Origin of the sequence: Candidatus Magnetaquiglobus chichijimensis, from assembly GCF_045865675.1 — a bacterium.
GTDB lineage: Bacteria > Pseudomonadota > Magnetococcia > Magnetococcales > Magnetaquicoccaceae > Magnetaquiglobus > Magnetaquiglobus chichijimensis.
The window spans coordinates 206728-219542 of the sequence record NZ_BAAFGK010000001.1; the positions used below are offsets into that span (position 1 = coordinate 206728).

The following is a 12815-nucleotide window of genomic DNA, read 5'->3' on the forward strand; positions in this document are numbered from 1 at the left end:
CGGACAAGAGCCTTTATTCCAACCTGGACAACTCCCTGCAATCCTTTGGCGGCGGTCTCGGAACGATCTCCGTTCTGGGTTCAACGACCACCTTGGGCACTGTGGACAATCAATTCGGTTCCCAGGTTGAGATTGGCGAGGGCAGCAGGCTGATTGCCGCCTCCTCGGCCAGCAAAGGCGGCCTGTTCCGCATCGAGACCGTCACCGATGTCTTCACGGTGGACAAGGTGCGCGTGGATGCGGTGGGGCTTTTGGCGATCAATACCGCGACGGTCGCGCAGAATGCCTTTTTGATGTCCGACGTGGTGGTGGATGGCGCCGAGCTGCGCAATCTGAACGGCGATTTGGAAATCGCGACCCAGACCAATGCCACATTGACGGCCAACACCAACAGTTTTGCGGCGTCTGCCGTCGGTGGCGCCGGTTCCAATACCGCGGTCATTCTTGGATCAGACAACAGGATTTTATTGAACAACGCCGAGTTGTCGGGCCAGGATGTCACGTTGCTCGCCGGTCAGTCCAGGGATCGCGTGGCCAACGAGTTGCACAGCACAGCACGCGCGGATATGACCACGGTGGCATTGTACGGTTTGAGCGTGCCGGTGGTTTCCAATGTGTTGGCTGAGAACAATCTGGTTGATTTGCAGGGGAGTACCAGTGTGCGTGCCGTGCGGCACGTGGATATGGTGGCCGAAAAAGGGATTGGCAGTGAGCGGGCCAAAATTGACGGTTTGGTTCTGAATGTCGGACTCATCCCTTACGGGTTCGAGCCCACCGGCACGCTCGTCGATCACAGCACCAATCTGGTCAGGATGGGTGATAAGGCCACGGTTGAGGCGGGCATGAATTATCTGACCGAAATTCAGATCCTGCCGCTTTGGGTCAATGGTGAGCGCCAACTTGCCGAAGGCCGTTTGGGCAAAACCCTGACAGATGCCGAAAAACTGGCCTTGCATCTGGACAAATCCCAACAATATGAATATGCCCCGCTGGATATGGAGGATGTCTCCATGGGGGTGAGCACCGGAACCATTGTGGAGGGGGTGGCAGGCGCTTTTGGCAAGGGAGAGGCCGGAAAATATTATGAATTCGCGCCCGGCAGTTACAAAGACGAATCGCTGATCCTCGAAAAAGAAGATTATACCGACACCCGACGCTGGAAAGTGGTGACGCCGGATCACCAGATCGAAGCCACCACAGCCAACCTGACCGTGAGCACCGGCGAGACCGTGCGCACCCAGACGGGCCTGTGGGCCAAGCGGACCGGTGTGGCCACGACGGTCAGTTCCGCCACCGATTTTTCCGGGACTGGCTGGAGCGAGATCCTGTCGCTCAAGAGTGACAAGGGCTACCAGTTTGCCATGAAGCTCAGCGATGACTTTTATGTGGTCAAACCCAAGGCCGTTGCCCTGCCCAAGCTGGTTTATGCCAACGTGGCCAACCAGTTGTTTGAGGATCGCGCCAAGATTCTGGGTTGGATGGAGAGTCATGCCGGCAATACCGAGGCGATTGCCCGGTATCAGGCCATGCTGGACAAAATCGATGGTCAACTGCTCAAAATGGGTCTGGCTGAGACGGTTGGCGGCAAGGCGGTGCCACGGGCCCAGTTTGACCAGCTGTTCCTGGAGTTGCCCACCATTACCGCATCGGGTGGGGGTGTGTTCATCAAGGCCACCACCGATCCCGGTCTCTCCCTTGGCAAGGCTTTGGAGAGTGGCCGTATCTTGGCCCACGGTTCGGCCTTGATCAACATCACCAACAGCACCCCGTTTGGCTTGATCGTGAACAACGTCTCCATCCTGGACAGCAGTCGCCAGGATATCGTGGATGGCGCGTTGACCAGCCTGGAGCCGGGTACCGTCTACTGGAATGGCAAAACTTTGGGAATGGGAGGATTGGCCGGCGAGGCGGGCGTGGGAGGCACCAGCCAGATCAAGATCATGCAGGATGCCTATCCCAGCGCCTTTTACGATCTGGGTGTCACCATACCGGATGCTCCGCAGGATCTGTATGTTCGCGGCAAGATCTCCAATGCCGACGGCGATCTGTATCTGACCAACCTGGAAGGCAGCATCAATGTGACCGGCGAGATTCGCGCCAAGGAGATCAAGCTGACGGCCTCCGGCGATTTCAACCTCTCCACGGATGACTGGTATCACACCAATCAGGATCCGCGTCAGTATGTGAACTTCAACAAGCTGTATGGCCAGAAACTCTACAACGATGCCGGCTTGCCCAAATTGGCCGCCCTGTCGGAAACCTCGGCGCAAGACGCCCCCTACCTGCTCAGCCTGCAACAGGCCATTGCCGGTGTGGTGCCCAGCACCCGCGATGAAGTCGAATCGAACGATACCCTGGCCCTGGCCGATGCGTTGTCGAACGGGGGAGAGGTCACGGCACGGCTGGCGACCTTGGGTGATGTGGATTATTACCGGGTCAAGGTGGGAGGGCCGGGCAAGATCAAGCTCGCACTCACCATCCCGGGTGGTTCTTTCAGGGTGCAGTTGCTGGATGCCAACAAAACCCAGGTTGACAGCCGTGACATCTCCGCCTCCCAGACGGTGGAGATGGATATCGCCAGGTCCGGCACCTATTTCATCAAGGTGGCCGCGATTGGCTCCGCCACTTACAATGCGGGTCCATACCGACTTCTGGCCAGCTTTGATGAAGACCGCAAGTCGATCCTGTTTGCCATGGGCGCGATTGACATCAATGCCCGTTACCTCAACATCGACGGCCTGGTGCAAAGCGGTGTTGACAACATTGAGCTGAACATCTCCAAGGATTTTGCCCCCACCAAATCGGTCAACTTCACGGATGATCAGGGCAACATCCGCCCTGGCATCTCCTTTGGTGCCGATGGCCTCATGACGGTGGATGGTGCTTTCGACGCCCAAAACAAGGTGATTGTGCTCGATCCGATCAAGCCGACTGGCGGCAGTATCAATCTGACCGGCACCATCGTCAGCACGGGGAATGGCGAGTTGCGGGTGGCCAGCGGCTACGCGTCGGTCCAGATCCACAATGAAAGCGCTTATGAACTGGCGATCGATACCATTGATTTGTCGGAAAATCGTACTGGCACCATCACCATTACCGACAGCGAGACCCTGTTGCGCGAGGTGTTTACGGTCCAGAACGGCACGTTTGATCGGGTGATGAAGCAGGGCACCCTGGTTTCGAAGACCCAAGGCGATACCGCCGTCAGCAGCATCAACTATGTGGAGGTGCCTGGATCACGCCAGACGGGGATCAATGCCGTCATGAACTCAGAGGGCTATACCCCCATTTTCTATCAGCCTGCTCCAGGTCGTTATTACACCTGGATCGAGGGGCAGGCCTTGACCCAGACGGAAGTGTTCACCTACGAGCAGAAAAGTTTCAACCTGCTTGGCTTCGATTGGGACGGCCTGGTGCCGGACCAGGCGGCCAAGGATGTGGACAAGAAATTTGCCGATGGCACGCCATTGCTGGAGTCCGAAGAGGTCACCCTGGAGAACACCGACGCCATGCTCCAGATGATCTACCTGCGCAAGGGCAATCCTGCGGTGGATGTGATCGCCAACAAGTCTCTGGTGCGGGATGTCAAGACCAACACGTTGTATGAATATATCGGCTCGGAGAGTACCGTCTCCTTCCCGGTCACGGATTTCACCAATACCGACACGTGGAAATTCCTGGAGAAGTTAAGCGGTGGTCGCCTGACGGGCGGGGTGTGGGAGAACACGGAGAGCAACCCGGTTTTGCGCGCAGATGGTACCAAGTGGGTGGCCAAAAAGGCGGACTACCGTTTGGACAGCAGTTTTGCCAACCAGGAGATCACCATCAAGGGACCGACCACCACCGGCGGCGGTTGGTTGCGGGAAAAGGTGGTCACCACCATCAAGACGACGGTCACGGGTCTGAAAGATTTTTATGGTTACAGCCTCAAGGCGGATCGTCCGGTCAAGATTTCGTCGGCGACCGGATCGGACAAACCGGTGAACCTTGACATCCAGACGACCGGCACCCTGCGTTTGCGCAGCAGCATCTCCATAGGCGGCGGACCAATCGATGAGGAGGCGGAAGATTTTCGTCCCATTGCCTTGTCGGCAGATGCCCTGGAGGTCTCCGGAACCGCCCTGTTCTCTGGCGCGTTGCCGGAGATCAAGTCCAACAGCGATGTGATCATCAAGGTCAAGGATCCTCGGGGCAAGCTCAATATCCAGGCCACCGGTCAAATCCGGGTGGAGCAGTTGGCCGGCAAGACCAACAACCCGATCAAGATCGGCCAGGTGGTGGCGGCTGAGTATACGCGGGATGGTGAACTTCTCGCTGCCGGGGCGGATACCACGGGCGCCGAACTCTCCGCGGCCTTTGATGTGCAGATTTCCGCGCTCAACGGCATCGTGGGCACCAACAACCTTTCCCGTATTGTCGGCGCGACGGTCCAGTTGGATGGCGGTGCAGGTTTGGTCATGGCGCGGGTGGATAGCGCGCTTCTGGGTACAGGCGGCGTGGCGGCCCGCGCCGCTGGCAGCATCAATATCGAAGAGACCTCCGGTGACCTGCGTCTGATCACCCCGACGGCCTGGAATGGCGATGTGTCGGTGACAACCACCGGAGATGTCACCCTGCAGGCCCGGGCCGGTGCGATTACGGATGGCTCGTTTGAGCGTTACATCCCCGATGGCAACGTGGCCGCAGCCAACATGGCCAAAGGGGGCTTTGAAAATGCCGGGTCGGGTCATTATGCCTTGGCCCCCGACCTGATTGCGGTTTTGCTGCCCCATTTGGAAACCAATGGACAAGGAGCGACCCCCACAGCGGAAAAACTCAACATTCAAGGGGCGAATATCGAACTGATTTCGCACAGTTCGACGGATCATGCCGCCGGCGTGGGTCTCTCCAGTGATCGGGTCACCATCCGGAATCCGGGAAATTTTGCTGCCTTGTCGCTGGCGGAAAAGGAGCTGCTTTCCCAGGCGTCGGCCCGGGATGTGGTCTCTGCCACCTACCAGCGTTATCGGTATCTGGGCGAGGATGGCACCCTGGATCTGGCCACCCCCTCTGCCTTCTCTGATCCCAGCCAGTGGGAGGAGATCAGCACGTATCTCATTCCCCCCGCGAACCTGCCGGTGCTCTCGTCCACGGATGGCGTGGCGGATGTCCGCCATGGCCAGTGGGTCGAGGACAAACACCGCCTGTTGAGCGTCACGATCCAACTGACCGATGACCTCAACCTGTCGGCCAGCGGCAACCTGATGATCGACAGCCAGGGTGTGGTGGCGGTCCGCGCCGAGAGCGAAATCCTGATCGCCGATGGCAGCGGCAGCGCGCTCAACACCCGTGGCATTCAGGCATTGGGTAACGTGTGGCTCTCCACCGCCGGTTCCATTCATGCCAGCAGTCAGATCTGGGTCGGCCAGGCGTTGCAGAACTGGACGCCAATCATGAGCGGTGGCGACATCACCTTGATCACCGATGGGGATGCCGGGGTCGGTTTGGGCCATGGTGGCATTTACACCACCATGGGCGATGGCGACATGGCTGTCATGCGCATCGATCTGGGTGACAAGGGGCTGAGATTGCCCGGCAATGATGGCTATATGCCCGGCGTGCTGACCGTGGACGCCGCCGGCAGGATCCTGATCGAGGAAGGGAGCGACCTGACCGGACAAGGCAGCAACCTGTGGTTGGCCACGGTGCAAAGCCGGGGCAGCGGGGAAGACGGTGTGGTGGCCTTGTCCACGCGCACCGGCAGCATCTATGCCTCGGAACGGAGCGAGCATCGCAATGGCGTGCATGTGATCGGCGAACAAGTCACGCTCACCGCCGGTGACGGTGCCAACCTGGGCAATTATCGCAATATCGGCACCGCCGATCGCGCCCTGCGGGTGGATGCCGAGACTCTGAGTCTCAAAACCATGACCATGCTGCGTTCGGTCATCGCCATCGAGGATATCAACGATCTCACCCTGGTCGATGGGGGCGTGTCGGTGGTCGCGGATTCCGATGGGGCCATCATCAAGATTCGCGCCCAGGATGATCTGATTGTGGGCAGCGATATCCAGGTCTCAAGCGATCGCGCCAGCAGCATTGCCTTGCAAGCCCGTGACGGCGACCTGTCGCTCCTCGGGGATGTGCATTTTGGTCTGGGCGCACTGACCTTGCAGGCGGGTGGCACTGTTTTTCAGGGTGCGGGCTCCCTGGTGGTCAATGCGGGGGGTCGGATCGGCGTGACCGCCGAGAAGGGTTCTCTCGTGCAAGAGGACGGGGCGCAGATTCGCAACACGGGAGCCGCCCTGGGCGTGGATGCCGGGCAGGATGTGGTCGTCTCCTCGCTGGATGCCGGTAACGGCGTATTGGATGTTTGGGCACGGTTGGGGTCGATCCGCCAGTCCGGCACGGACAGCAACGCCGACCTGGTGGCCGCGGATCTCAAGCTGCGGGCCGCGGGTTCGATTGGCACCCTGGGTCGCCGGGGGCAGGTGTTGGAAATCGCCGCCGATACCCTCGATGCCCGCGCGGGTGATGCGCTGAATTTGTTGGCCGATCATGGCTTGAGCGTGGTGGGTCTGACGGTCGGCGTGGCGCCGGTCGCACCGGCCACGGTCAGCAGCTCCCAGGGATCCGCCGTGCTGCGCACCCGCGCCGGCAGTCTGGCCCTGCTCGGAGATGTGTTGGTGTGGGGGAGCGGCAATCTGCTGCTGCAAGCCGAGGGGAGCGGCAGCAACCTGACCGTCGGCACCGACAGTGCGGGGGTGGCGGTTGCAACCTCCGGCGGCACGATGAGTCTGCTGGCAAGCGGCAGCATCCTGCTCAAGGGGAGCAGTTCACTGGCTTCCCAGGGTGGGGCCTTGGATCTCCAGGCCGAGCATGGCGCGCTTGATATGGCGGCGGGCTCCACGGCAGGCAGCCACGGTGGTGCGGTCCGCATGGCCGCTGGCAACGCGCTCTCCCTGGCGCGTGTCGATGCCGGGAGCGGCGCCATCAGCCTGTTGGCCGGCACGGGCCGGATCAGCAATGCCCTGGCCGGCACGACGGTCGTCAACCTGATCGGTCAATCCTTGCGCATGGTCGCGGGCGCCAGTATCGGGGGGGATGGCACGGGTCTGGTTTCGGAAACCAGCAGCCTGCGCACAACGGTGACGCGGCTTTCCGCCCATACCGCCAACGGCAGCATCGGTGTGGTCAATACCACCGATCTGGAGATCGGTCCGGTGGCGGATTTCCGCATCGATCGCGTGAAGGAAACCGGATTGGTCGCACCGGTGTGGGACATCGAGCAAAGCGGTTTGCGTGCCAATGGCGCCACGAGCACGATTCAGGTTGCCGCCGCCGGCACGATGACGGTCCTCCGTGATCCGGCCTTGGATGACGGAACGCCTGTTTGGGCGGGTTCTGGCAATATCACCCTGACTCAGGCCGGGGGCGCGTCTGTGCTCTTGCCGGAGGTGGTCCCCTACCGTTTCACGGGTACCGTCATTCCGCAAGTTGTTGGAGATCTGCACATCAATGACGCCTGGTTGGCAGAGAACGGGGTGACTGGCAACGATCTGATCATCAGTGCCAGCGGTCGCATCACGGTGGAGAGTCTTACCGTGGCGTTGGGCACGCTATCGTTGACGGCAGGCGAGAACATCGAGATCCATGCCACGCTGGCGGCCAATGCCTTGCGCCTGGAAGCGGGTGGGAGCATCGAGACCGGTACGAACGGTTTGTTGCAAGCCGGGCAGGTGGGGCTGTATGCCCAGGGGAACGTTGGTTCGGGCGCTCAGACGTTGCTGGTGGATCTGCAGGGGGACACTGGCGGAGTGTGGGGCAACATCGGTGGCGATGCCTTCCTGACCGAGACGATGGGCAACCTGGTCATCGCCGGACTGACGGTGACGGGCATGGCCTCGGCGACCACCCGGAGCGGCGCCATTCGGGGTCGGGCCACGGGTGGCTTTGCCGACCTCAAGGCCGGATCGGTCATTTTGAAGGCTTGCGGGGGCGGTATTGGCAAGGCGCAGATGGATACGCTCGCTGCCGAGCCTCTGGTTTTGAAGACCGCCAGCCTCCAGGCCAGTGCCGACCAGGGGGATCTGCTCCTGGTCAACCAGACGGCCTTGAGCGTGGTGGGTGACGGTCTCATGACCGGCGCCGGTGCCATCTTGCTGGATGCGCGTGGCACCGTGACCCTGGATGCGGACATTCATTCGGCAGGCGGGGCGATCAGCCTGTTGACCCGTGGCGCGTTCCAGCAAGGGGCGGGCACGACCATTGCCAGTGCGGGTGGCGATATCGAAGTGCGCAGCGTGCGTGGGGATATCATCCAGGTTTCCGGCAGTTTGATGGACAGCACGACAGACTCCGACAATTCGGGTCAGGTGAGCCTGGATGCCGGTGGCGCCCTGCACATCGCCCAGGTGCGGGCGGGTGACGGGGCGGTGGCCTTGATTGCCCGTGCCGGATCGATCATCGATGCCGATGTCGGTACCACCGACACGCTCGACGTTCAGGCCGGCAGGCTCCTGTTGTTGGCCAGCGAAGAGATCGGCGCCACGGTGCAGGCCGGTGGTCTGGTGGCGACCACGGGGCTCGCGCCCAATTCCCTGGAGCTGGATGTTGGCCATCTGGCCGCCTCCAGCGGTGGCGGCATGCGCCTTGTGGCCACGGGTACGCTTGCCATCGACGATGTTTCCGTGACGGTGCAGCGGGCTGGCAGTGACCATTCGACGATCTGGGATGGTCAGGGCATGGCAACCACGGATGTGGGCGACATCTTCCTGACCGCAGGCTCGGCGGACGCATCGGATGTGGTCGTGACGGTGGCCCAGGATGTTCATGCCGGGGGTGTCGGACGGATTGAACTGAACGCGCTTGGCACGCGGTCGCGCATCTGGTTGCAAGACGATGTGGTGGCGCAAGAGGGGGAGATCCATCTGTTGGCCACCGACAGTGTGGACAAACAAGATGCCGCCGTGATGGCAACCGATGGCAGGATGGTCATCACCGCTGCCAACGGTCTGCGTCTTGTCGATGCAACCGGTGCTCTGGCTGCCGGGACCATGGGCCGCGCGGCGGGCACAACCCATGGCGTTCTTCGCATTGAAGGGAATCAGACCCTGGCGTCTGGACAGACCCTGGCCTTGCGCCTGGGTGATCCCGATGCGGGTGACCATGACACCCTTGAGGTCACGGGAACCTTGACCCTGGCCCAGAACGTTACGCTCGATGTGGTGATCCCCGCGTTCACGGATCACACCGGATTCAAGCCGCAATTGCGTGATACCTTTGACGTGATTCAGGCGGGCAGCCTGACTGGCCTGTGGCGTCAGGCCAAGGGTCTGTTCGGTTATGACGCTGGAAACACCGTGCTTGCGATCAAGCAGAGCACCACCGGGCTGGTTCTCGATACGGTCAAGCGGGCGGTGGCCGAGGCGGTCACCATTGTCGCGCACAGCAAAACAGACGCCGACGCCCTGGGCATGTTCTTTAACGCCGACTATTTCACCAATACCAGCGCCTTCTCGGTGGGGATGACCCTGACGAGCAGTCAATTCTTGACCGTGGATGGCCGGTTCCAGGTCTCCAACAGCCTGGTGGATGGGGTCAGGTTGTCGGATGGCACGACCGTCCAGACCCGTCGCTGGCTGATTGGTGGCGACAATCTGCACGCCTTCGTGGGACTCAATGGTCCGTATCGTCTCGATACCGACCACGACAACGATCTTTCAGACGAGACCATCAACCCGACAGCCGCCGGTTTTGAATTGACCGGTCTGGATATCGGCCTGGCACTCTACATGGAGCAGGCGCCCGCCGGTCAACCGGAACTGGATCGGCCCCGCAACTGGGTGAGCCTGAGCGCGACCTCGGAGACGGCCACCGAGTATGGTTTGTCCCTGGTCGAAGCCACTGCCGGCAACATGGCCGTCTCCATCAACGTGGGGACGGATGGTCGAACCGTGGTGGATTATCAAGGCGCGCCTCTGGCCATTGAAACCGGCCATGGCAGCGAAACCAAAACGCTCGATTTTCTGGGTGCCTCAGGCACGATGATCAAGGCCTCGGGCGAGATCTCCCTGACGGTGGGTGAGTTTTTCTATGTCGGGGGTTCTCTCGGGTTTGAGAAGAGCAGTCGTGAAGTGGTCCTGGCCGACGGCAGCCAGGTCAAAACCGACACCCTCGCCTTCGGTGGCGAGGGGCTGTATGCCTTTGTCGGCGTGGGTGGACCGTACTGGGGCGCCGTGGATCCGGTCACCCATGCCAGAGAGCCGTTGCCAGGGAGTGGGGCCGTGGGTCTGGCCCTGGAAGATGCCGATTTTGCCCTGCTGCTGGCATCGGCCAAACCGGGCCAGGGCAATGCCGACGGTTTGAGCTGGGTGGCATTGTCGGCCACAGCCGGCAGTGTCGGCCTGGTGGGTGTGGACAACATCACCATGCAGGTCAGTGATCTTGCGGTGGATCTGAACCTGGTAAGCGGCGTGGGTGCCGGTTTCAGTGCGGACAGCAAGGTGATCGACTTCACTGCCGAAGGGGGGCAGGTGGATATCATCACCGGCACCGGCCACACACGCACCTTGGATATGGATGGCGATTTGGGTGTGCTGGTGCGGGCGTCGGCCTCGGGTCAATTGAAGGTCGGCGATTTCATCGACATCTCCGGATCCATGGGGTTTGAGCGTCGTGTGCAACAGGTTGTGCTGGCGGATGGCACCGAGGTGCAGACCCAGATGGTCAGCGTGGGCGGCACCGGACTGACCGGTTTTGTGGGTCTGGGTCCCTATGCCACGGACAACGACGGCAACGGCGTGATCGACCGGGACGCCAACGGGGTGATTCTCACCAGCGAACTCAATCCGGCAGCGCGCGGCGTCGCGGTCCGGGGGGTCGAGTTTGGTCTGGGGCTGTTCCGTTCCACGGACAGTGGCTACAGCAACACCCGTTGGACGGCACTGACCGCCAGCATCGGCCATGTGGACACCCTGGTGGGTCTGCCCGACGATATCACCTTCCAGATACGGGATCTGGGGGTGGATATCAACCTGGTCAGCGGCTTGTCTGCGGGCGTGGATGCCAACGACAAGGTGATCGATTTTTCCGGCACCCGGACGGTGGATGGCGTTGAAACCAGCAATGCCGTGACCCTGATCACCGGAACCGGCAAGAGTCTGGATCTCACCCATGCGGGTGACCGCGGCCAGATGGTGCGTGCCTCTGGCGGCATGACGCTGGATGTCGCGGGCTTTTTCATGGCCAGCGGCACGATGTCGATGGAAAAATCGTCGCATCAATTCACCCTGGCCGATGGCGCCCACGTCGATACCGATATGCTGACCCTCGGGGGCACGGGCCTGAATGCCTTTATCGGTGTCCATGGTCCATACCGCCGGGATACCAATGGGGACGGCGCGATCGATCTGGATGATGAGGTCAACCTGAACGCGGTCGGCCTGACCTTGACGGAGGCCGAGTTTGGCCTCGCCTTGATCTATGAGAAAACGGGAACGCGCAACTGGAGCGCTCTTGAAGCCAGTGCCGTCGAAGTGGGTCTGGTGGGTGTGCCAGGGGTTACGGCCACGGCGCAGAACCTTTCGGTCGGGATCAACCAGGTGTACGGAGTCGCCACCGGCAGTGACGCCGATACCCAGGTGATCGATTTCAGTGACGATAAGGGGCTGGCGGTTTACACCGGTTATGGCAAGACCATGACCATCGACCTGGCTGGCAGCAAGGGGGAGTTGATTCAGGCCTCCGGCGATTTCGCCCTTGGCATCGCCGATTTCGTCACCGTGCGCGGTTCCCTGGCCTTTGAGAAATCCATTGGCACCATCCAGGTACATGGCGAAAGCCATATCGTGGACACCATTCGTGTCGGCGGGACCGGCATCAGCGCCTTTGCGGGCGTGGGCGGTCCCTATTTTGTGGACAGCAATGGGGATGGCCGGATCGTGGTCGCCGGGGTGGACGCGGATACCCCCAACGGCAACGCCACCGGCTTTGCCCTGACCGATGCCACCTTTGCCCTGGTGCTGGCCTCGACCCCGGAGGATGCCACCCGATTGACCGGCGTCACCTGGCTCGGTCTGGAACTGCAGACCGATTCCGTGGCCTTTGTCGGGGTGGATGCCATCACCATGTCGGTGAGCGACATTCTGGTGGAGGTCAACCAGGTCTACGGTCTGGCGCCCAATCTGGAGCCGATCCACTATGTGGCGGCCTTCGACACGATGGCTGATCCGGCCAATCACCTGACCCCGATGACGGTGACCACCGGTCCGACCACCTCCCGTACCCTCACGCTGGACGGCGACAAGGGGCCGCTGGTTCGCGCCTCTGCCGATGTTCAGATCGGCGTGGGCGGTCTCTTTTACGCAGGGGGATCGCTGGGATTCGAAAAATCGGTGCGGACGTTGAAACTGGCCAACGGCGCCCAGGTCTCGCATGATGTGCTCACCGTTGGCGGGCACGATTTGCAGGCCTTTGCGGGTATCAACGGCGGACCGGTGGAGAGTCTGGGTGACGACGCCGTCGGTTTCCTGCTCTCCGGCGTGGAGTTCGGTCTGGTGGTGGCGTCCGAGCGGGAGGTGTTGACCCAGACCCTCGTCGAAGACCGGACCTGGAAAGGTGTGGCGGTTTCGGACTACCGCATGGTCGATGGGGTACGCATCGAGGGCAGTCGCCAGGTTGCCATCTCCAACGGCTCCTCCGGCAGCAACATCTGGATCTCCGAAGACCAGGGCTTGAGTTGGAACGAAACGCCCCTGGGTGCGCACGGGTTGAGTTTCAGTGGGGTCACCATCTCCGCTGACGGCCAGGAGATCGTTCTCGTCGTGGCCGAAGGC

Annotated in this window: 1 protein-coding gene (running past both ends of the window); it reads left to right on the forward strand. The window is 61.3% G+C overall.

Every position in this 12815-nt window falls within one protein-coding gene, locus tag ACOY6C_RS00810, for a hypothetical protein, read on the forward strand. The gene is 48081 nt long; 15037 of those nucleotides lie to the left of the window and 20229 to its right, leaving coding positions 15038-27852 in view, spanning codon 5013 (partial) through codon 9284 (complete); the first codon wholly inside the window starts at position 3. Both the start codon and the stop codon lie outside the window.